We start from the raw sequence: 22,237 nt of genomic DNA, 5'->3' as shown, positions 1-22,237 counted from the left end.
TAATGTTATCATTTGAATAGATTTTAATTTCTTATACTGATTTCACACTGTTCTAAGGGTAATAGTATCAGTATGTCCAATTTTTAGAGATTAATTACAAACATTTTGAAGTTTTTGCATGAGAAGTACTATAAGTGTTCTTATTTTGAATTACCTTCTAATTCACAAGAGGAAAATGTAATTGAATTAACGGATAAGTTCAATAACAAATAGATGACAACATGACGAATATAGATTGTAACCAATAACGTTAATCTCTCTACTTATACTGACGAATATACGACGTGTAACGAGGTGGTAATGACTGGTGACAATAAGGAGAAGAAAGGAAAAAGAGTCATGACAAGGTAGCAAGGAAGAAGCATCCAAAAAGCATATTCTCTGACAGATATAGCAAGGAAACTTGGAAACCCCGCAATACACTTCAACCCTGGCAAGATCAATTTAAACCTAATTTTCCTACCAGGAACAAAAGGGAAAAATTTGAAGGAGAGGTATTAGAAACCCTTAAAATAATTGCTAATATTAAAGATGAATAAGAACCACCAGATGTAATAGAAAGTGTATTGAAGCAAAACTGTACATTATATTGTTGTAGAAGAGAATAACGAACATGACGACGAAATGCCGAAGCTTATTATTCAAGGTTTGCATGAAGACTTGAACTAATCACCATATAACACTATCTACAACTATAATCAAAGCAAAACCGTAAATAGTAAATGCCAAAGAAAATAAAAACCTAGGCATCCAATAGCTACTAACAAAAAAATCCAATTATTTGCTAAATAATGATTTTAAGGGAAACAGTTTGCTTAGAAGAAATATCCAAAATAGAAAATATTTTGAAATTTTAGGATTCTGTTTTCCCTTGCTTACTGGTGCTTCCATCATCTCACCTCTTGTATTTTTTAGTTTACAATTGCAAGGTTTTCACGAAAAAATTTGTATGTAAAATGCAAAAAGGGAGTGCTTTCTCTAATAAGTAAGCACTCCCTCATGTTATAATACGTCTAGTTGTTTTTATTTCATTACTTTTAGACGGCTTTATTCTTATTTTAATCTAATTTTATAATGTAGTAATGCAGGTTACAAGATATAGAGTGAATCACATTATTGTCACTCCATACTCGTAGTAATTAAAAATCGATTTCCTCATTATCTTCTTCAGAAATCCCACCAAGTACTTTCCTAGCGTCAATAATTTTACCTTCTTGAAGTACGGGTTCTTCCATTTTTAAATCTTCTTGTTTCTGTGCGGGAACAAATCCATTAGTAAGTAGAAGGTCCAATTTATTTTCAACTGTATCTAAAAGATTTAATCTCTGTTCTACATGATCTAATTTCTGCAGTAGTTGCTCATAACGATTTTCATTTTGTACTAGTTCAACAACAAATGCTGTTAATTGCCTACTATTAGCTTTTTCATTAAGGATCTTATATACATCTTCAGGCATATTATCAGCACGTAATGCCATTTTTCTATTATTAGCCATTATCAGCACGTCCCTTTATTCTAAGCTAACTGTCCCTTCATTTCATCAATTGCTTTTAATTCTAATGCAGCTAGGTTAATTGTACGTGAAGTTGGAGCAAATATTTCTTTCTCACTATTTTGAATAATGTTGTTCAAGAAGAAGTGGTTGTTTTTAGCAGCCGTTTTAGACATATGATTTAATAAAGCTAAACGGATGTATGGTTCTAAAACTGGTGCTTCGCCTCCGATATAGATGAATTTCAATACTGTATTCGTACTAGATGGGATGAATACATCAAGAATTTTAGCAACTAAAATTCTTGCATATTCTTTTAGTACTTCTACAATTTCAGATGTGAAATCATATTCTTCACCAGTATTTTCATTCGATAGTACATACTTTTGTTCCTTATAATTATGAACAATAAATTTCTCTAACATTCTTAGATCTTTAAAGTATTGAATCAATTTTTCTTTTCTAAAGCGTTCTAGGTATCCTAAGAATGGTTCAATATCGATAACCTGGAAAGAATCTCTGTGCTTAGGTGTAGTGAGTCCTTTACCTAACCGCACAGCATCTGTAGAACCGCCACCAATGTCAGTTAAAACAACTTCATAGTCATCGAATCTCTCGGATTCATATCGCTTTTCAATACTAATTACATTTGTATTCTTATCTTTTGAAACCATTTTATATTTTAAAGAATGTCTAGCAATTTCTGATTCATTTCTACATTTTGCTGAATTAACTGTAATAGTGAGTTCTCTTTCCATTCCTGGTGTTAATACTTTAACTTTATGTTCACCGACAAATCTTTCTTCCATTTTTTTATGAGCAATGCTAAATTTCTCTTCGCGTTTTAAAAGCCAAATTGGAAGCATCATACTCATGTTTTCAATTTCAACGTCATTATCTTCTTGCTCAGCGTTAAGAGCATGATAATATGCAATTGCTCCTAAAAAGCTTATGTACGGGATAGGACTATTAATTTTGTCGTGCATCTTATTTACATGAGAGTTTGCTAATTGATTATCCTCAGCTAATCGGCCAACTAAATAGAAAGATTCTTCACCTTCAATTTCAGTTGAAATTAGTAATCTATCTAGTAATTCTTCTGGTCTAGAAATACGATCAACAAGCAAATCCTCAGCTTTTTTCTTTGAAATTTTAACTACATTCGTTGCAAGTTCAATATAATAACCATCAACCATGAAGTTATTAAAACTATTTCCGAAATCCGCTACTTTTCTACCGATTTTCATTAATAATTCCTCCTTCATACATTAAGTACGACTTAAGTAATACTTTTAATTATGTTTTAGCACATTAAATCAAAATATAAAGCGCTGTTTATAATAAGTGCGACTTGAATCGCGCATATTAGTTAGCTCTTTTATATACTTAAAAAATTCAAAATAAACAAGGAAATACCTTCTTTCAAACGAATTAAACACATAACAATTAGATGCCGACATGTCGGACATAAATGATGATGAATAACAGTAAAACAACAATAGGACCGACATAAATGATGAACAATAACAATGTAGTGACAGCATGACCGACATAAATGATGAGCAATAACAATGTAATGACAGCATGACCGACATAAATGATGAGCAATAACAGTGAAATGACAACATGTCGGACATCGATAACAACAAATGACGATGAGGGGAGGACGATGAAATGGAGAGTGAAGGACCTTATAAGAAAACATATTCCCTTGCAGATATAGCAAGGATGCTTGGGAAGCCACGGACAACTCTTCAGGCCTGGCGGGATCAATTCAAACCATATTTACCAACCGTCGCTGGGACGAAGGGGCGAACATTGAGATATGAACGGGAAGCATTAGAGCTTTTTAAATTAATTGCTAATATGAAAGATGCACAAGAACCACCAGAAATAATAGAACAGATGTTAAAACAAAATGTAGATTATATTGTAGTAGAGGAGAGTGATGAAGACGACGAAATAACGAAGCCAATTATTCAGACAATGTATGAAAGTATGAAAGAAGCTTCTATATATTTTCAAGAGCAAAAAGCCATGAACATGGAACTTTTAAAGCGTGTAGACCATTTAGAACAATCTAATCAGATCCTACTAAATAAGATTGATGAACAACAAAAGAGTATTGATGGAAAAATAAATAATAGAGACCAACAGCTATTAGAAGTAATTCGTGAAATACAAGAAACTAAGAAGCTAGTTGCATCTACTCAACAAGAAAAATCATGGTTCGCTAAATTATTTAAAAAATAATTTATACCAAATTAAATAAAGCAACTAGGGAAGCCTGTATATTTTGGACAGGTTTCCTTTTGTATGTTGAAAATATGCTAAGCTTCCCTAGAAAATCACAAAAAAATAGAATACTATATTTAATAAATCTTGTTTTAAAAATTAAAGTAAATAAAAACATTAGAATTAATTTTTGTTCCTGTAAGCTTACTATAACAAGCTATTGAAGATTTCTTCTTAGTAAATTTCAAAGTTAATATGTAAGTAAATGAGTGAATGTTCAATATATAACGGTTGTGATTTAAATAGTAGAACTAAAAAGAAAATGATGACAATTCATAGGAAACGAGTAAGGTTTTTGAAGGTTTGTGTGTTGAAAAATAATAAGACAATGGAAAACTATAAGAGGACATGACAAATAGCCTTGCTATATATGTTTTTTTTTGAGCAAGGCTATTTTATATTGTGTTTTTTAAATCAATTGTTCTCTTCTAAAAAATTATAAAAAACAAATTTACTATCATTATTTGTACCAAAGAGTGAAATTTTCTTTTGAGTATCACGTTTTCTACGATCTTGATAATTTTTGAGTTTTTGACCAAACATTTTTATAAAGTGAGCAGGAGCGCTATTATCAGCTTTATTACGGTCAAACCATTCGACACAGTCCTTAAAAGCCCACTTCGCAGATGTACCCATACTATCCATATCTGGTGGCAACCTTAAAGCAATTGTATATGCATCATTTTCAGATAGATATGTTACCCCTTGACTTAAAATGTAGTAATACGCTTTTTGCTGATCGTCACTCAAGTAATCGTTTAAGTCTTGTAATCTATTATTTTTTTCTTTTGTTTCATGATCCGCAGCAGGTTTTGATGGTTCTTCAATGTTGAAAAGATCTAGGGAAGATGGAGTTTCTAAATTGTTTTTTTGCATATCATCATGATCTGTTACAACAGTTTTTTTACTAATCTTGTTCTTTAAAAATCTAGTGAAAGTAGAACAAACATCAATTGTTACAGCCCATTTTACTTTGAAGTATTCAATGATTTTTAAATAATTATCATGTATTGTTAAGATGTAAACAGAAGGGGCGATCTTTCCGTGCCGTCTTACCTTTATTTGTTGGCATACTCCTAAATCTTGCAACCAATTAAACACGTAGTTAATAACAGGCTTTGAAATGCCAGATTTTTTGCTGATGTGATCTTGTTTAACTTGGCTATATCCTTCTTGGACCAAATAAGATAAAACAGTCTCTAAAGCTTCATATTTTCTTTTGGTAAGATAATCTTGAGTGGTAACACCTTCATGTTCAAGGACAATATTATCAATATAAGTAGTAACTTTCTTAATGGATTGATTTATAGCTCCAGGTGTTTTGGATAAGTGTTTAATTCGGGGACTTAGTTCCGTTTTTGCTCGACTAAGTAAAAAGTTCTGTAATATCACAAAAAAACCTCCTATTTTTTCCACCGCAAATAAAAAGGAAAAACAGAGGTTTTATGTTCACATTGTATATGCATTATGATATAATTTTAATATCAAGTATGATACTAAAGAAAAACACATATATTTATAGTGTGAATTAAAACCCTATCTTAGGAGTTTTTAATTGGTTCCGGTCGCCAAACTAGAAGCCAATTAAAAACTGGGCGGTGGGGTTTTATTTTTTTATTTACATTTTAATTGTAAGACTTTCCTCCAAAAATATCAACAAAAGTTGAATAAATACTATTCAAAACGACTATTAAAAAATTTCTCAATATTCCAAAATAACGAGTCGTGGTAAAATTTTCATAAAAAAGCATGTTTGTTATCTGTTTTTGTGAGGAGGGGATATATTATGAAAGATCTTACTATGAAAGAGATTATGGATGAATTATCAAGAATCATAAATTCAAAATATACATTGCGAAAGATAGCTAAATTAACAGGAGTAGATAGAAAATCAATATCAAATGCTCTTGAATGCAAAAATAAATACGAAATGAAACTAGACAATTTTTTAAAACTCGTTCAAATTCTTTATGAAAATTCAGAAATAAGGCGCCAAAAGATAAATATGTTTATTCTGCTAGTTAAAAGTCCATTAAATATCCGAAAGGCTCTATGTTATTCTCACGTTTCGGGTGAGTACAATATCATTGATGCACTAATAGAAAAACACTGTAAAAACGAGAGCGTAAATCAGTATTTAACTGTTTATGATGTGTTCAATCAACGGAATAAAAATGAAATAAAAGGTGAAAAAATAATTAATAAAATTGATGAGTCAAAAATACCTTCTAATCCAGAATGCCAGGCATTATTAAATTTGCTTTATATGGTTGCAATGTATGATGAAGACGAGTCAAATGCGGTCGCTCCGTTTGCTAAACAAGCTGAGAAATTTATAATAGAGATTGACCAAAAATATATAAGAGATTGTTTACATATGCAATATAAAGAAAGGATTGCATATAAACATTTATTGAGTGATGAGGTTGAAAAATGTAGAAAAGTGTGTCAGTCAATTCTAGATTCGGATATGAACGTGCCTATGATAAAAGCTGTTGTAACGGGTTGTAAGGGGGAAAGTTATATCTATGAAAATCCGCTCGTAGCGGAAGAATATATCGAATCGGCTCTAGCGCTTCTTGAAGAGATTGACGTCCCTAAAAAATCTCAAAAATACTTTGCGTTTAAAACTACATTAGCTCATTTGTATATTGAAAATAACTTTAATCTTGATAAAATTGATTTTAAGTACATGCATGATGGGGAACGGGCTCATTATGAATGTTTATATGGAGATAAGAATGTGGGGCTCAAACTGTACGAGAAATTAGAAAAGTCTGGTTTTAGTGCTCATCAATTATATTCATATTCTAAAGTAACTGGTGATGTTCTTGGTTTAAGAAAAGCTTTAATTGCTTTTGAAAGGTCTGGTAATATCTTTTATGCTAGAGGCGTTAAACGATCTTTAATGAAAGATGAGGTGAACCTAGTTGAATAAATTTTTAATTTGTTTGCTGATTTTTTTGGGGGTTACAATACCATTTCAAGAAAGTAGGAAGATTGAAGAAGTAGTTAAAGCGCAGAACGATCCTTCAGTGGTTAAAACGTATATGATGGTTGATCCTGGGACAGGATGAGTGCAAAGATATATGAAAATTTAATTTTGAAAATGAACTAGACGCTACGAATGTAGCGTCTTTCGCTATTTTTAAGGGATGGTGCAGTTTTAATTTACAATAAAAAAATGCACCACCTGGGTAATAATTCCTCAAATATGAAACTAAGGACGTGAATTTATATGGGATTAGACGTTCATTGGCTAGAACATAAAATTATACAGGAATATATAGAATATGATATGTACACTATTTTAAATTTATATAAAGATATGATTAAAATATGCAAACAAGAAGGCGTAGAAAAAACCTTATAATTAAAATGTGTTTTTAAAATATTTGGCTATTTATTTTCACGTTTTGATTTGAAATCATTCATGTATTGAATCAATTGTTTTTCTAATTCGGGTTTATGTTCATCTGGAACACTCATGTATGTTTCAAATAAATTTTTAGATAAGCGTGAAAGAAGTTTTAGTTTATCTTCTTCCCGTGCAATTACCTCTGTACTTAATAGATCATTAATGCTCATTTGGTAATATGAAGCTAAATTTTTAAGCGTAGAAATGTCAGGTTCTCTAAATCCGTTTTCCCAGCCGGCATAAGTACTATAGGGGACATTTAGTTCTTCAGCAGTTTTCTTACGACTTTGTCCCTTTATAGATCGTAGTTTCTTTAAATTTTCTTGAAGTGGTTCTGTAACGTCCGATTTAACTAACTGTTTTATAATATCTAATTTTTGATCTTCTATTTCTGTTAGGTTCGGTAAGTGGATTTCAGTATCTACCAATTCATCAATAACAAGGTCGTAATATATTGAAAATTTTTTTAATGATAGTATATCTGGCTCTCTTAAATTGTTCTCCCAATTGTTATAGGCGTAATAAGATATATCTAGTTTAGAAGCTAACTCTTTTTGGGTTAATTTTTGCATACTTCGAAGATATTTAAGATTGTTACCTAGGTATAGGTTTTTCATAAAAAAACTCCTTTAATTGCGATTTTGAATAGAATTGCGTTAATGAATAATTTTTTATTCGATACGTGTTGACTTTAGGCTAAAAGACGAATAAACTGTAAATAAGGGGGTGAGGCACTTGACAGTTTTAAAAGAATTTCGTGAATCAAAGGGTTATACAATTAATGAGGTTTCAAACGGTTCCAAAATCCCAGCTAGTACTTTGTATGATGTAGAATCGGGTAGAAAGGGTTTAATTTCTAGTCGGGCAAAAAGCATTTCGGATTTTTTTGGAGAACCTGTTGAAAACCTTTTTTTTGCAACGTATTATCGAGCAAAGTTAGAATAAAACATTTTTCAATAAACAATAATTATACATCTATATTGTAAATGAACAATACAGAAAAGATACAACTTTATCACTATTTTTCAAGCCTATAAGTCTGAAAAATTAGTTTTTTTAAACTGATCTTTGAAAACTGCATATCATTTGAGGGAGCTGTTAGTATGTTGAAACGATCGTATCAAACGTTACTCATTGTCATGAGTATGCTTCTAATTGTCTTGAATTTTGTATTTCCACTTACGAAAGCAAGTGCTGAAGTCATTAATCGTGAGAAGTACGAAATGAATTGGAGTTTTAGTCCCATGTACGGGAAAGACCTACGGACAGAATTACTGAAGAATGCGAATGGGCAAATTGCGTATTGCTTAACCTATGGAAAGTTAAGTCCCGATGGTAACGACCTTCCAGAGAAAGGGCGCACAGATAATGTTGTGTACCGTGTTCTCCTAAATGGATATCCACAAAAGAGTCCAGAAGAATTAGGGGTTTCTAACTGGAAAGAGGCACATTATGCGACACAACTTAGTGTTTGGGCATCATTAGGTCAAATCGACATTAGCGAGGTTCAGCATAAGAATGCGAATGTTGCGAAAGCTGTAAAAGCGATTATTAACGGGGCAAACGCAAGCCAAGAAACACAAGAAATGTACATGAACGTAACACCAACAGACAATCAAGAAGCGAAGCTAAACGGTGAGTACTTTGAAACGACAGTGTACCAAATTGAAAGTAACGTTAAGAATGGTGTATTTACAGTTCAACTAGCCAATACACCAACTGGAACAAAAGTTGTTTCAACAAATGGAGAAGCGAAACAACAATTCAATTTAGGAGAACAATTCCGTATTCTAATACCGAAATCCTCTCAGACTGGTAATTTTTCCTTAAAAGTAACTTCTAACCTTTCTAAGTTGCAAGCAGTAGCCTACAAGGGAACTGATAGTGTGCAAGATGCAACAGTATTATTAGAAAAGAATGAGGAAAAAGTAAGTGCCGATCTACAAGTAAACTGGAAGTCCCTTGGTGGATTGAAAGTTGTAAAAGTAGGAGAGCAAAAAGAATTGCTACAAGGTGCTGTATTTGAAGTCGTTAACAGTGAAAACGAAAAAGTAGGCATAATGACTACAAATGAGCAAGGCACAGCAAGTCTTTCTGGTTTAGAAATCGGGAATTATACTCTTAAAGAGGTAAAATCTCCTACTGGTTATGTACTGAATGAGCAGCCACAAAAGATTGAAGTCAAAACAGGTGAGGTTGCAACGATTAAAGTACAAAACGTGAAAGTAAAAGGAAATATCGAAATTAAGAAGTTAAGTGACAACGGAAAAACTCTTCCAAAAGTAGAGTTCATAGTGTATACAGCGGAGGGAAAAGAAGTAACAAAAGCTGTAACAAACGAGCAAGGAATTGCTCAAGTGAAGGATCTACCGTATGGGAAGTATTATTTTCTTGAGACAAAGGGAGTAGAAGGATACCTTCTTAATAAAACAAAATATCCATTCGAGATCAAAGAGCAAGGAAAAACGCTCATATTTACTGTTGAAAACAAAGAGGTAAAAGGGAATGTGCAACTACTAAAAGTAGATGGAGAAAATCCAGATAAGAAATTAGAAGGAGTAACATTCATTTTACAAGACAGTAAAGGTAAAAAGATTAGTGAACATAAAACAAATAAAAACGGCTTGATTGAAGTAAAAGACCTACCATTTGGGGCATACTCATTTGTTGAAAAAGAGGCACCAACTGGATATGTGTTAACAAAAGACTCTATTCCTTTTAGTATCACAGAGCAAGGAAAAACAATCATGCTAACAGCGAAGAATAAACATATCAAAGGTGATCTTGAAATAACTAAGGTAGATCTAGCTGATGGAAATAACAAACTTTCGAATGCTGAATTTACTATCTTTAACGAAAAAGGCAAAGAAGTAGTCAAAGGTAAAACGAACGAACAAGGAATTGCGAAATTCGCTAAATTACCGTATGGAAAATACACATATAAGGAAACATTTGCACCAGCTGGATATTTACTTAGCGAAGAAACATTTTCTTTTCAAATTAAGGAAGATGGTCAAATTATTAAGCATACGGTGAAGGATCAGAAGAGGCCAACACCAGAGACACCACATCAACCGGAACAACCACAAAAACCAGAGCAGCCAGAAACACCACAACCACAGGTACCAGAACAACCAAAAGTAACTGAAAAGCCTGTCACTCCACAACTAGAACAACCACAACAAATTATTACGAAACCACAACTAGAACAAACACCAAAGAATGTAGAAATGAAACTTCCAACAACAGGCGGTAAAGCTGAAAATCCATACATAAAATGGATCGGGCTAACATGTATTGCACTAGCTTTAATCGGAGCTGTATTTGCAATGAGAAATCGTAAAAAAGCGGAATAAATGAAAGGATTAAGTAAAATCTTGAAACCTGAGAATGTAAAGGAACATTTAAATGCGCATCATGCATCCTACAAAAAATCCAATAGCATTTTTTGTAGGATGCAGAAATGCATTCATTCTTGTAATTCCAATTTGGGTTATCTTGTTTTGGATATGGAGCAAGATGTAAGAAACCGAAAGGGAGATGAAATGAGATGTCAGGAGTCTACAGTGGTACAACAAATCAATCATTAAGTACCTGTACAAAAGGAGTAGTTGGAAGAGGAAAAGCGTATAACAAAAGTGCATGGCTTCCTGAAGAACTCATGCAAGCAGTTTCAATTGCTCAAACAGTAATTAAGCCAAGAGAACGTCATGATTTTTGGATAGAATCCGCTACCAAGTTATTAGCAGGCAGTATTTTGTATCTGGATCAGCGACATAAGAATTTGTATTACTTAGATGTAAAAAAGGTCAGCGAGTTTATACAAAAAATATATGACAGTGAGGCGTACTTGGTAGAGGTATTAGATAGTCTAGAGAGAGATTATCCATCGTATCCAATATTCCATGAGCTAGGTTTATCGTCAAAAGAAACGAGGGAAGCGATAATCATCACATTGTTATGGATTCTAGATAAACATCAACGTGAAAATCTCGAAGAACAGAAAGAATATTTTTGGTTTCAGAAATAGCCATTAGATAAAAATGAAATAGGAAGGAGCGCAATACATGTTAGGTGTAGCTAAGAAGTATACAAAGGTGATTAGAGCGTTGAGGGAGATGAATGAAGGGGAAAGGGTGGCAGGTGTCATAAAAGCTCGTTTTGGAGCTTATAAGTCTGTCATAGAGGGGATAAAGGAGACTAAAGATGATATCATCTTCATATTTGATCCAAAGGGCATCTTTTATGAAGATACGTATAAAGAAAAGCGTGAACAAGGGTATCACATACTAAAACATGATTTATTAGCTGGTTATGAATCTCTTCAGCTAGATGTGAATCAAAAAGCAGTTGTGTATATCAGTGTAGAAACAGAAAGAAGCACATATCAAGATAGAGGAGAAGCATTATCGGGTTTTCTTCAATATCTAACAGAATGTAAGAATATAAGACCGATTCATTTGGTATTTTATCAATATGATTTGTACCCCATCCCTCATATGGAGCAGTTTTTGAAAGAAAGCGCAACATACCACATACAGCATTCAATCGTAGTCGAATCTCAATCCGCATTACAACACATATACGGTAAAGAAGCGGCACAACGCATTATAACCTCGTACAACACAACGATCCTAGCATGATATAAAGTTCTCATTTACTATTTCATCCTATCTAGATGGCTAGAAAACTAGACGAGGGAGATGTTAATTTTTCTCCCTTCTTTTCAAAAATAGGAGGCGATCATATGGGGAAAGAACAAAGACTCACATTTTATGATATTGCAGCATCACAAGCTCATAGTGTCAAAACCTTTGATGGGAAAACATACGAATTAAAAGGTGCAATTGCCATTGAAAATGGCACAGGAAGCATCGAAAAGGTAGCACAAATTTATTATCGTGTTCGCTCGGTAAGAGATGAGCATCAAAATTTAATTGCAAAACGGAAACATAAGCAAGCTGAATTAGTAGCTGTAAAGCAAAAATGTAGATAACCTAAGCGATTTTGAAGTGTGCTGAGAACATGGCACAAAGTAAATGGTTCCTTGAAAAGTAAATATTGCGTGCCTCCCTTGAAACGGTCACTAGAGGGGTTAGGTATACGATTATCGTTAGAAGAGTGGGTACGTAAAACTCATATCTGTGACCAATAGAAAATACGTTGTATCAAAGATCTGTGTGTAACAGTAACCGTGAGGAATATCCCATACTGACATTCTGAAGAAGCGGTGAACATCACAAACAGTAGATACATAAGGTTCTACGTTTATGCCAAAATACGTAGTGCGGTATTGGGCATATAGAAACGAAGTCGGGATTCGCTTCTATACGCATGCCAATACAGGGTTCGTCATTCCAGCCATAAATGATATTTCCATTTTCTCTCCTACTTTCCTTTTATTGTTATAAAATAAAGACAGATGTTGAAGTTTAAATGTGTCTCATCACACTTCAAAATCGCTTATAAAAATATGATAAAGGGAGGAACATGCATGAGTCGTAAAGGGTGGATCATTTCCGCTGTTGTTGGACTGTTAATTGCAATTGGTATTGGTTCAACATTTGTCTTTAGTTCAGGAAAAGGGGAAGTAATGGAACTAAGTCCGTTAGAAATGAAGAAGTTTATGAGTGAGGATGGCACAGGATTTGTTATGTTGAATAATGATAAAAAAACAAGAGAAGATGTCCTTTTTAATGTTAAAAAATTAGCTCAACAAAATAAGATCATCGTAAAAGAGTTGTTTGGTGGTAGAGAGGATGTACCAAGATCAAGTAACCCTTTTGATTTTGGGTTGTCGCAAAGACGTGATTCTCTTGCATATTATGAAAAAGGAAAACTAAAAAAAGATATTTCGTTTACAAAAATTAAACCATCTGAATTTGAGAAAGAAGTAGGCTTTTTTATTAAAAGCAGTAAAGAACAATATCAGAAGTAATCACATAATCATTTAAAGGGGGTGATACAGTGGCGATTACGCAAAAGGAACTCAAAAAGGAAAGAGAAATGGTAGCAAATCTCTTAAGAGCCAATGGTGAAGATTATAACCATTGGCTTCATTTGCATCATCAGAAATGTATTGACGAACATCAAGATTTAGTGATGAAAGCTTTACAAGCTTATAAGGCAGGACCAACAGAAGTAAAGGAAGAAAGTAAGCCGAATGAACCAAGTCAGCCTCAACGAAGTGTAGAAATCTAAAAATAAAAAGGGAGTGAATGAATATGTTTGAAACAGTAGCTCAAATGTTAGTGTTAGGTGATGCGATGGATGGTTTGGTAAATACCGGGAACTCACTAATTACTTGGATGCAAAGAGGGGCAATGGTCAGTACAGCTATTGTTTTTTGTTTTGGTGCTTATCTATTAATTTGGGGTGGTCAGCAAGGAAGACATAAATGCGTTTGGTGGTTTATTGGCGGAGCAGCTGGACTTATTATTGTAATGGGATGCCAATATTTAGCGGAAAGCGTAAATAGTCAGATCAAATTTGGTCAAATTTTATTATTACCTTTTCAGTGATTGAAGTAGTTAAAAAATACAAATAGGGCAATGAAGAGGCTATGCAAGAGTATGGCTTTTTTTCTTGCCCTTTTTTCATGAAATTTGAAGTAAATGGAAGAAAGGAGAAGTCATGTTTGTCATTTTTAAGAGTAATGGAACAGAAATGGAGTCAGGTAGGCAATATCCGTTTCAAGAAGCGTATACCCTAACAAAACAGTTAGAGCGAAACTTTAGAGAAATTGGTCGTAAAGAACAGGTTGATTTTACTTTGTTAGATCGAGACTCTAATGAGATCTACAATGGTACATTATCACTTGGTTTAGGATATGCAGATCATATTTTTGATCACATTTCTAAAAAAATGAATGTGATGGAATTAGCTCCAGAACAAGAGGAGCAAAAGAAAGAGCTGTTAGCAACTCTAGAAAGGGAAATCAATGATTCTCCTTTTGATGAAGAAGAAAAGGTTGAAGTAGAACCGCCAGAAAAAAGAGAAGAATCCTTTCATCATCCACCACAAGAAGTAAAAAAAACAATAAAGCCTGAAAAGGGAAATAGGAAAGGGTTAAAGATTGTCGCTAGTGTCATAGGAAGTGTGGTGTTAATTGGGGCAGGAGCCATATTTGCTTTTCAATTATTCTCTTCTAAGCCTGTTTCAAGTGTAAATGCTGGTTCTGAAAATTATGTAGTTAAAGGATTACAAAAAGCAGCCATTCAGCAATATGGTGATGCAGCCCAACAATTCGATAAAATCAATTATGCAGATTTAGATAAGGACAGTCAAAAAGCTGTTTTATTTACCTACTTATTGAATGGGAAAGCAAATAAGGCACTGAAATATGAGCCGAAATTTGCTGAGAGTGTCGTAGCTTACTATATCGGTATCGACAATATGAAAAAAATAAATGAAATTGATGTTAAAAATGATGTGATTGATTTTGAAAAGGCAGCACTCAATAAAAAATATAAGGATGTGATTCGTTTAAAAGGAAAGGTCAATATGGATGGTAGACGTGAAAAGCTTGTTGCTGAAGCATTTGTGAATCAGAAAAAATTTGATGATTGCTTTACTTTTGCGAAGACTCAAGGGAATAAAACCCTTATGAAAGAGGTGAAAGAGTTACAAAAGAAAGATGTGGAGCAATCCACTCTTAGCGAAGAAGAAAAGAAGAAAAAAATTGAAGGAATTGATAAGGATTTAAAAGAGTTGTAGGAGGGAGAAACGTAAAATGCCTTTAAATTACAATAAATTATTCAGACAGATGGGAATTGTCGCTGTGGGTGGCTCGTTATTATTAGGTAGTGCTGGTTGCAGTTGGTTTGGAACTAAAGAATCATCGAAAAGTAAGTCAGCAATTACTAAAAAAGTAGAGAAGGGCAAACCGGAGGAGAAGAAAGAGAATCTAAATAAAAAAGACTTTGAGAACATTACAGAAAACGCAATCCAAAGTAAGGATAAAGATATTGCTTATGTATTAGATGAACTTGATAAATCAAAGGTGACCTTAAAAGAAAAATCCATTGCGAGTAATCTCCAAAATGGAGATGAAACTACTTCTCGTGTTTTAACTCTTTATGATAAAGAAACTTCTGACAAAACGATTCATGATACAGCGAAGGATAATGTGATTGCAGTTATTACAGATGGAAATCCGCAAGTGACAGTAAAAGGTGACCAATTTGCATTTGGTGATCAAAATACAGACTTGTCTTTAGCTAGTATTGTAGATGTGGTTCCAATAGAACCAGAGAAGCCAAAACCACCAGTAGACCCAGCAACAGATCTGGGAGGTACAAAACCGCCAGTGAAACCGCCAACGGATCCAGGAGATACAAAACCACCAGTGGAACCGCCAACRGATCCAGGAGATACAAAACCACCAGTAGACCCACCAACAGATCCAGGAGATACAAAACCACCAGTAGACCCAGCAACAGATCCGGGAGRTACAAAACCACCAGTRGAMCCRCCAACAGATCCAGGAGATACAAAACCRCCAGTGGAGCCGCCAACAGATCCGGGAGATACAAAACCACCAGTGGARCCGCCAACAGATCCGGGAGATACAAAACCACCAGTGGAACCGCCAACAGATCCAGGAGATACAAAACCRCCAGTGGAGCCGCCAACGGATCCGGGAAAGGAAAATAAAACGGTATAAAAAGGTACTCATTAAAAAAGTACCTTTTTAAGTGAAAGGGGAATTCGACATTGATTCAATTCAATAATGAAATACCTAGTTTGATTGAAAATATAGTAACTAATGTGAAAGTTATAGGGGATATTGGTACAGGGAAAACAACATTTTTAAAAGGTCTTGCTTTAAAATTAAGTAACGTAATGATTTTGGATCCTCATGGTGAATATACTTATTTTTCGAAAGAGACAAATAAACAAGTGAAGGTTGTCTCTTTGTATGAACCTAAGAAGGTTGAAAAGCCTAGATTGACACAGGGAATTATTGAATCAGCTAAACAATATGATTATGTAATTATTGATGAAACAGCTATTCTCTATACAGAGGGAATACATGATTTCTTATATTTTTTAGGTGAAATGAGAAAATCTAATACAAAAGTTATTGCTAGTTTTATTGAGATTCCTCCCTTTGAAATAGATATGAAGTTCCCTCAATTTATAGCTGTTTCAAAAGGGAGGTAGTAATGTCCTATGTATGATGAAAAAGTATCAATCAAATATAAATTAGCTGAAAAACAAGTACTCATTCCATTGAGTGCTTGTTTGTTTATTGGGATGTTTTTAATCGCCAATTTTTTATTGAATTTGGTGTTAGAGCTGATTCGAACCACATTCAATGATTTATTACATCCGGAACCATTTCATATGGAAATAGGATTTCTTTTTCGGATGCCAATTTCAGAGCATCCCATTTATTACTTGGTTGTTTTCCTTGTAGTGATTGGAACTATCGCAAGAACCGCATACAAACTCAAATCATCATTTAAAGACTTAAATAATCATCAAAAAGGATCTAGTCGATTTACAGAAGTAGAAGAGCTAAAAAAGCAATATCGGGCAGTACCAGATCGTGAGAAATCTTTTGAGGGTGGCGGCGGTGTTGTTATCTCCCGGTTAGGTGACAAAGTATTCATTGATGATAGTCCCGTAAATAATTTAATTATAGGTACAACTCGCTCTGGTAAAGGGGAAACTTTTGTGTTTCCAACGATTGATGTCTATTCTAGAGCGGAACATAAGCCATCTTTAATAATCAACGATCCTAAAGGCGAAATTTTTAGTGCATCTAAGGAAACATTGGAGAAACGAGGGTATCACATTGAAGTGTTGAATTTGTTAAATCCACTTGATTCTATGAGTTATAACTTATTGCAGCTTGTCAAAGATGCTTATAAAGATGGGGATTATTCAACAGCTCAGGCATTGTGTAAAACACTTTCTCACACTTTGTATTACAACGCAAATGTAAAAGATCCCTTTTGGCAACAGTGTGCGATGAGCCTGTGTAATGCCATGATATTAGCAGTTACAGATAAATGTATTGCGGAAGGAACAGAAGAGAAAATAACCATGTATGCAGTGGCGAATATGCTATCAGAACTTGGTTCGAAAGAAGTAATTGTAGATCCAGAATCAGAGCCACAAAATGCATTAGATTTTTATTTTGAAGGTTTACCAGCCGATAGTGTCGCAAAAATGCAATATGCAACTTCCAACTTCTCGAAAGGAACTACACGGGGTGGAATTTTTACTCAAACAATGAACGGACTCTCTATTTTCACATTTGATGAAATTGCAAAAATGACTTCGAAAAATAGTGTGGACTTAAAACGTGTAGGGTTTGGGAAAACGCTAAAAGGAAAGGCGCAGCCTAGAAAACGAGTAGAGATTACATTCCCAGATGGTTCAATAGAATCTCTAAAGGCAGATGTGACAGGGCGTTTTGAATTAGATTTTAAACAGAAAATAAAAGTAGCAGATACAATTCAAATTAATGAAAAAGGTGATAAGAAGAAGGTAGAAAAAATTTCTGTTACAAAAATAAATGAAAAGACAGGTCATACAGAATTCACAGTGTTACAGCAAAATGAAGATGTACAGATTGAGCGGATTAGTTACTTTGAACAACCTGTTGCCATCTTTATGATTACGCCAGACTATGATTCTTCGAATCATGTGATTGCTTCTATTTTTGTGAGACAGCTCTATTTCATATTAGCAAAGGGGGCATCGCTTGCTCGTGGTGGAAAATGTCACCGTGAGGTAGTGTTTTGTTTAGACGAGTTTGGAAATATGCCGAGTATTGAAGGTATGGCGAATATTATTACAGTTTGTCTTGGTAGAAATATTCGATTTAATCTTGTAATCCAGGCATATGCACAATTAAAAAATAAGTATGCAAATGATGCAGAAACAATTGATGGAAACTGTGGGAATACCATTTACATTTTGACAAACGATCAAGATACAGCCGAAAAAGTATCGAAAAAATTAGGGAATAAGACGATTAATACGATTTCTCGAAATGGAAAAAGTCTTTCTACAGATAAAAATAAAACAGAAAGTGTAGATCAACGACCACTTTTAACCGCAAATGAGCTTATGAGTTTTAAAGAAGGAGAAAGTACTGTTATTCGTGTGATAAAACGTCAAGATAATGACCGGCAGCGCATTAGACCAAGACCTATCTATAATACAGGTGCAACCGCATTAAAATACAGATGGGAATACTTGGGGGAAGAGTTTGATACAGATAAATCCATTTTAGATATAGATATTGATTCCTTGCATGATGATGTAGATCCGAAAAAACTCATTGTTGACTTTCTAGGGGAAAGAAAGGCAGAACAAGTTGAAGGAGGAACACCGCAGTCAGAACAGCAAGCTTCTTCAACAGTAGAAACAAAGCAGCCAACAGAATCACCAAACATGATGGGAATTAATGAAGATATTCCCGATGAAGCAACTGAGCAGGAAGACAGTCCATTTGTTCCACTTTCCATTGATAATTGGAAAGAGAAAACGGTCGCCGAGTTTTTTGAATCTGATACAAATATGCTGAAACTGGTTGAAAAGTTCTTTTTATCTCATTTAGGAAAAACAATGGATGAGGTGAAACATCAAGAGATGGATGAGTTTTATAATGAGTTCCAAATGTTAGCTCACAATGACCATATTGACCGAGTGGTTTATGGGCAACTTGAACAGAAGATGAGCCGGATTTTACGAGATTTAGAAGAAAAAGCAACAGTCACGAGCTAGAAAAGTACTCAAATCATTTGGGTACTTTTTTATTTAGTATGAAACCAGGCATAAAGGAGGAAGAGAGAATGTGTATGACAACAATATCGGATGAAATGCAGTTGATTTTAGATAGTTATTCACCATATGTAACAGAAGAAAATGAGGTCATTATTGGCTTAGATGATGCGGTTCTTTTCCTTTCAGTTGATCGGGAACAAAAGGGGAAGCTAATCATTCGGATTGATAAATTTAATGAAAGGGTGAACTGGACAATAAAAGATGTACTTGGACAGTAGCAAACCAGAGGGGAGGGTAAATGGTGAAAGATGAAGAGATTTTAAAGATTTTAGAAGAGTTTTCGGATTATCTTCAAGTTGGGGATATCGTGAATTATGTATTTCGATGGATAGGATGGTTTTTAATTGTAGGGCTTTCTTTAGTTGTAGATGCGTTAGAGGGTGTTACGGATGCGATATTAGGGATTAAAGGGTTCTTTAATTCTCCGCAAGTACAAGAGTTTATTGACATGTTGTACCCAGTGTTTATCGTATTGTTAGCCATTTCGTTTATATATATTGGTTACATGTTCATTATGAATAAAAAAATGAACCGATCTCAAATTGTTATTAATATTTTCATTACCATGTGTGTACTATGCTTGTTAGGTACAGGGATGACAAAAGTTGATAAGTTTACAGATGATGCCATTGCGGTTGTGAAATCAGAGCAAAAAGGTTCATTAAGTGATGAAATCATTAAGAAAAATATTACGGATATTGCGGTGATTGACCAAAATAAATGGAAAAAGAAAGAGGATTTGAATCCGAAAAATAATATCCCTGAAAAGAATATTAGACAGATTGATATTACAGAAAAAATTGATAAGGAATTTAAATTTACAAAAGATAAGGGTTTATCAGAGGGCGGTCAAGATATCCTTAAAAATAAAAGAGTGATGGATGGAATGGGAGTAGCACATTTAGCAGAATTAAAAGATGGGTGGTTTGATTTCTTTCCCGAAAAGTATTATCGGTGGGATTGGAACTTTTGGAATATATTCTTTACGTTACTGATAACAGGTGCAACCTTGGTATTGGTAAGTATTAAGCTTGCGAGATTATTTTATGAATTAGCGTTTAACTCTCTTTTAGCAAATATTTTGGCACCAGCAGATATCGCAAATGGTCAAAAATTAAAAGCGGTGTTAAACAATATCCGTAATATATTTATAGCAACCATCATGATATTTCTTTCTTTGAAACTATATATCATGGGTACAACTTTTCTTCACGACAAATTAAATGGTGTACCGTATCTCATCGCATTAGCAGCCTTTAGTATGGCGGTAATAGATGGGCCAAATGTAGTTGAAAGGTTATTTGGGATAGATATTGGTCTTAAGAGCAGTTGGGGCATGTTAGCTGGGGGATACGCTCTTGGTAAAGGATTAAGTAGTGCAGCAACCTCTAAACCAATGAAAGGTCTTGCGAATATGCTAGGAAAAGGAGCAAAAGAAACGGCACAAGGAGCAGGAATGGCAGCAGCGAAAACCGCAAATGCAGCAGCTTTGGCAACAGGAGGTATGGCTGGTATTATGAACGGCTTGAAAAAGGGAAATGGTGCTGAAAATAAAGAGTCATTGCAAGAACAAATGAAAAAAGCTGAAGCAAAGAAAGGGCAAGGCAATGGAACTGAAAATCAAAATAAAGATAAATTAAATGCTCAAAATGAAGCAGATAAAAAGAATGGTGCAAATCCATCTCTACAAGAAGATATGACAAGGGAAGGTAATGTAAATCCAGAAGTAGCGAGTGGAAAAGAAACAGGTACAACAAGTCTTCAAGATGAAATGAAGAGTGCCGGGGTAGCAAATGGAGGGAAATCAGTTTCAGAAGGAATAGGAAAACAAGGAATAGGTGAAGGAAGTGCAGTTCCAGTAGGAACAGAAAGACAAAGAATGGGTGAAGGAAATGCAGTTTCAGTAGGAACAGAAAGACAARGAATGGGTGAAGGAARTGCAGTTYCAGTAGGAACAGAAAGACAARGAATGGGTGAAGGAAGTGCAGTTCCAGTAGGAACAGAAAGACAAGGAATAAGTGAAGGAAATGCAGTTTCAGTGGGAACAGAAAGACAAGGATTAAGTAAGGGAGGTTCAGTTCCAACAGAAGCAATTAGAGATGGAAATAGCCCAGCACCGATGGAATTGTCAAGTCCAGTAAGAAGTGAAGGGAATACATCACCAGTAGAAAGTTATAGACCAATAGCGAATGGAAGTCATTCAACACCAATGGAATCACCAGGTTCAGTAAGAAATGAAGAGACGTCATCAGTGGAAGGTTACAGATCAGTAGAAAATGGAAATAGCCCGGCACCGATGGAATCGCCAAGTTCAGTAAGAAGTGAAGGGAATGCATCGCCAGTAGAAAGTTATAGACCAATAGCAAATGAAAGTCATTCAACACCAATGGAATCACCAGGTTCAGTAAGAAATGAAGGGACGTCATCAGTGGAAGGTTACAGATCAGTAGAAAGTGGAAATAGCCCGGCACCGATGGAATCGCCAAGTTCAGTAAGAAGTGAAGGGAATGCATCACCAGTAGAAAGATATAGACCGATAGCAAATGAAAGTCATTCAACACCAATGGAATCACCAGGCTCAGTAAGAAATGAAGGGACGTCATCAGTGGAAGGTTACAGACCAATAGAAAGTGGAAATAGCCCGGCACCGATGGAATCGCTAAGTCCAGTAAAAAGTGAAGGGAATGCATCGCCAGTAGAAAGATATAGACCGATAGCAAATGAAAGTCATTCAACACCAATGGAATCACCAAGTCCAGTAAGAAGTGAAAGTCATTCCGCACCAGTGGAAAACTACAGACCAGTAGAAAGCGGAAGTAGCCCGGCACCAATGGAGTCGCCAAGAATCGTCACAAGTGAGGGAAGCTCATCGCCAGTAGAAAGCTACAGACCTGTAACAAGTGAAAGTAGTCCAGCACCAGTCGAAAGAGTGACTGTAACACATGGTAGTCCAAGTGATTCATATATAAGTGATAAAGAAGTGGCAGCTAGTAGTAATCGAGAAACTCGTACATTAGGACAATATACAAAAGATAAGATTAAACAAGGGGTCACTTCTACAACAACATCAATAACAGAGAAACTCAATAATTCACAAACAGTTAAAAATACAAAACGTTTTTACCAAATGGGTCAGAATACAGGTAGAAGTTGGAGAGATATTGTAAGTAAAAATAAGAATGATGAAAAATAAGCGTAACCATTACGCTTATTTTTTATGTGGGAA

General features: G+C 34.6%; 20 protein-coding genes. 16 read left to right on the top strand and 4 right to left on the bottom strand.

Annotated features, from left to right (window positions below; translation table 11 throughout):
* Nucleotides 1-1,139 precede the first annotated feature (1,139 nt).
* Both AZF08_RS09355 and AZF08_RS09350 read right to left on the bottom strand, forming a co-directional pair.
* Entirely contained in the window at nucleotides 1,140-1,496 is a 357-nt protein-coding gene (locus tag AZF08_RS09355) for a hypothetical protein (protein ID WP_033678762.1), read from the bottom strand.
* 20 nt (nucleotides 1,497-1,516) lie between these two features.
* The gene (locus tag AZF08_RS09350) at nucleotides 1,517-2,740 is read right to left on the bottom strand and encodes a ParM/StbA family protein (protein ID WP_033678764.1); all 1,224 of its coding nucleotides are present in this window, start codon (nucleotides 2,738-2,740) and stop codon (nucleotides 1,517-1,519) included.
* Nucleotides 2,741-3,167: 427 nt separating this feature from the next.
* On the opposite strand from AZF08_RS09350, the gene AZF08_RS09345 reads away from it, so the two are divergent.
* Complete coding sequence (locus tag AZF08_RS09345) at nucleotides 3,168-3,746, top strand: DUF3967 domain-containing protein (protein WP_033678766.1); 579 nt, start codon at nucleotides 3,168-3,170, stop codon at nucleotides 3,744-3,746.
* Between the two features lie 456 nt (nucleotides 3,747-4,202).
* On the opposite strand, the gene AZF08_RS09340 is transcribed toward AZF08_RS09345, so the two are convergent.
* The gene (locus AZF08_RS09340; protein ID WP_033678768.1) at nucleotides 4,203-5,180 is read right to left on the bottom strand and encodes a hypothetical protein; all 978 of its coding nucleotides are present in this window, start codon (nucleotides 5,178-5,180) and stop codon (nucleotides 4,203-4,205) included.
* A gap of 394 nt (nucleotides 5,181-5,574) precedes the next feature.
* On the opposite strand from AZF08_RS09340, the gene AZF08_RS09335 reads away from it, so the two are divergent.
* Nucleotides 5,575-6,726 carry an AimR family lysis-lysogeny pheromone receptor gene (locus tag AZF08_RS09335; protein ID WP_033678770.1) on the top strand — a complete coding sequence of 384 codons (1,152 nt, stop codon included), beginning with the start codon at nucleotides 5,575-5,577 and terminating at the stop codon, nucleotides 6,724-6,726.
* Between the two features lie 461 nt (nucleotides 6,727-7,187).
* Here the strand turns inward: AZF08_RS09335 and AZF08_RS09330 are convergent, their stop codons facing one another.
* A complete protein-coding gene (locus tag AZF08_RS09330; RefSeq protein WP_033678772.1) occupies nucleotides 7,188-7,823 on the bottom strand; it encodes a helix-turn-helix domain-containing protein in 636 nt (211 codons plus the stop codon).
* Between the two features lie 118 nt (nucleotides 7,824-7,941).
* Here AZF08_RS09330 and AZF08_RS09325 point away from each other — a divergent pair, with 118 nt between their 5' ends.
* The 14 genes from AZF08_RS09325 (at nucleotide 7,942) to AZF08_RS09260 (ending at nucleotide 22,204) form a co-directional block, all read left to right on the top strand.
* Nucleotides 7,942-8,151, top strand: a complete 210-nt coding sequence (locus tag AZF08_RS09325; protein ID WP_033678774.1) for a helix-turn-helix domain-containing protein — start codon at nucleotides 7,942-7,944, stop codon at nucleotides 8,149-8,151.
* A 158-nt stretch (nucleotides 8,152-8,309) separates the two neighbouring features.
* Nucleotides 8,310-10,562 (top strand): SpaA isopeptide-forming pilin-related protein, encoded by a 2,253-nt coding sequence (locus AZF08_RS09320; protein WP_033678776.1) that lies wholly within the window; start codon nucleotides 8,310-8,312, stop codon nucleotides 10,560-10,562.
* A 194-nt stretch (nucleotides 10,563-10,756) separates the two neighbouring features.
* Nucleotides 10,757-11,236, top strand: coding sequence for a type IV secretory system conjugative DNA transfer family protein (locus AZF08_RS09315; protein ID WP_033678778.1), 480 nt, complete (start codon nucleotides 10,757-10,759; stop codon nucleotides 11,234-11,236).
* A gap of 37 nt (nucleotides 11,237-11,273) precedes the next feature.
* Entirely contained in the window at nucleotides 11,274-11,849 is a 576-nt protein-coding gene (locus AZF08_RS09310) for a P-loop NTPase family protein (RefSeq protein WP_033678780.1), read from the top strand.
* Nucleotides 11,850-11,953: 104 nt separating this feature from the next.
* A complete protein-coding gene (locus tag AZF08_RS09305; protein ID WP_033678782.1) occupies nucleotides 11,954-12,202 on the top strand; it encodes a hypothetical protein in 249 nt (82 codons plus the stop codon).
* Nucleotides 12,203-12,700: 498 nt separating this feature from the next.
* A complete protein-coding gene (locus tag AZF08_RS09300; protein WP_033678784.1) occupies nucleotides 12,701-13,144 on the top strand; it encodes a hypothetical protein in 444 nt (147 codons plus the stop codon).
* Between the two features lie 29 nt (nucleotides 13,145-13,173).
* Complete coding sequence (locus AZF08_RS09295; protein ID WP_033678786.1) at nucleotides 13,174-13,407, top strand: hypothetical protein; 234 nt, start codon at nucleotides 13,174-13,176, stop codon at nucleotides 13,405-13,407.
* Between the two features lie 17 nt (nucleotides 13,408-13,424).
* Entirely contained in the window at nucleotides 13,425-13,727 is a 303-nt protein-coding gene (locus AZF08_RS09290) for a hypothetical protein (protein WP_033678788.1), read from the top strand.
* Between the two features lie 112 nt (nucleotides 13,728-13,839).
* Complete coding sequence (locus AZF08_RS09285) at nucleotides 13,840-14,922, top strand: hypothetical protein (protein WP_033678790.1); 1,083 nt, start codon at nucleotides 13,840-13,842, stop codon at nucleotides 14,920-14,922.
* 16 nt (nucleotides 14,923-14,938) lie between these two features.
* A complete protein-coding gene (locus AZF08_RS31175; RefSeq protein ID WP_063177268.1) occupies nucleotides 14,939-15,871 on the top strand; it encodes a hypothetical protein in 933 nt (310 codons plus the stop codon).
* Nucleotides 15,872-15,921: 50 nt separating this feature from the next.
* Nucleotides 15,922-16,371: a helicase HerA domain-containing protein gene (locus tag AZF08_RS09275; protein WP_051725932.1), complete on the top strand. Its 450-nt coding sequence runs from the start codon at nucleotides 15,922-15,924 to the stop codon at nucleotides 16,369-16,371.
* A 9-nt stretch (nucleotides 16,372-16,380) separates the two neighbouring features.
* The gene (locus AZF08_RS09270; protein WP_033678211.1) at nucleotides 16,381-18,951 is read left to right on the top strand and encodes a VirD4-like conjugal transfer protein, CD1115 family; all 2,571 of its coding nucleotides are present in this window, start codon (nucleotides 16,381-16,383) and stop codon (nucleotides 18,949-18,951) included.
* A 68-nt stretch (nucleotides 18,952-19,019) separates the two neighbouring features.
* Nucleotides 19,020-19,229, top strand: coding sequence for a hypothetical protein (locus AZF08_RS09265; RefSeq protein WP_033678213.1), 210 nt, complete (start codon nucleotides 19,020-19,022; stop codon nucleotides 19,227-19,229).
* Between the two features lie 23 nt (nucleotides 19,230-19,252).
* Nucleotides 19,253-22,204 carry a pLS20_p028 family conjugation system transmembrane protein gene (locus AZF08_RS09260; protein ID WP_063177272.1) on the top strand — a complete coding sequence of 984 codons (2,952 nt, stop codon included), beginning with the start codon at nucleotides 19,253-19,255 and terminating at the stop codon, nucleotides 22,202-22,204.
* The last annotated feature ends 33 nt before the right edge of the window (nucleotides 22,205-22,237 follow it).

The organism is Bacillus gaemokensis, from assembly GCF_001590835.1.
GTDB lineage: Bacteria > Bacillota > Bacilli > Bacillales > Bacillaceae_G > Bacillus_A > Bacillus_A gaemokensis.
This window is presented reverse-complemented; position numbering and strand designations above follow the sequence as displayed.

Coding starts and splice junctions, on each gene's coding strand:
- AZF08_RS09355 (WP_033678762.1), bottom strand. CDS start 1,496: ATGGCTAATAATAGAAAAATGGCATTACGTGCTGATAATATGCCTGAA.
- AZF08_RS09350 (WP_033678764.1), bottom strand. CDS start 2,740: ATGAAAATCGGTAGAAAAGTAGCGGATTTCGGAAATAGTTTTAATAAC.
- AZF08_RS09345 (WP_033678766.1), top strand. CDS start 3,168: ATGGAGAGTGAAGGACCTTATAAGAAAACATATTCCCTTGCAGATATA.
- AZF08_RS09335 (WP_033678770.1), top strand. CDS start 5,575: ATGAAAGATCTTACTATGAAAGAGATTATGGATGAATTATCAAGAATC.
- AZF08_RS09330 (WP_033678772.1), bottom strand. CDS start 7,823: ATGAAAAACCTATACCTAGGTAACAATCTTAAATATCTTCGAAGTATG.
- AZF08_RS09320 (WP_033678776.1), top strand. CDS start 8,310: ATGTTGAAACGATCGTATCAAACGTTACTCATTGTCATGAGTATGCTT.
- AZF08_RS09315 (WP_033678778.1), top strand. CDS start 10,757: ATGTCAGGAGTCTACAGTGGTACAACAAATCAATCATTAAGTACCTGT.
- AZF08_RS09310 (WP_033678780.1), top strand. CDS start 11,274: ATGTTAGGTGTAGCTAAGAAGTATACAAAGGTGATTAGAGCGTTGAGG.
- AZF08_RS09305 (WP_033678782.1), top strand. CDS start 11,954: ATGGGGAAAGAACAAAGACTCACATTTTATGATATTGCAGCATCACAA.
- AZF08_RS09300 (WP_033678784.1), top strand. CDS start 12,701: ATGAGTCGTAAAGGGTGGATCATTTCCGCTGTTGTTGGACTGTTAATT.
- AZF08_RS09290 (WP_033678788.1), top strand. CDS start 13,425: ATGAATATGTTTGAAACAGTAGCTCAAATGTTAGTGTTAGGTGATGCG.
- AZF08_RS09285 (WP_033678790.1), top strand. CDS start 13,840: ATGTTTGTCATTTTTAAGAGTAATGGAACAGAAATGGAGTCAGGTAGG.
- AZF08_RS09270 (WP_033678211.1), top strand. CDS start 16,381: ATGTATGATGAAAAAGTATCAATCAAATATAAATTAGCTGAAAAACAA.
- AZF08_RS09265 (WP_033678213.1), top strand. CDS start 19,020: ATGTGTATGACAACAATATCGGATGAAATGCAGTTGATTTTAGATAGT.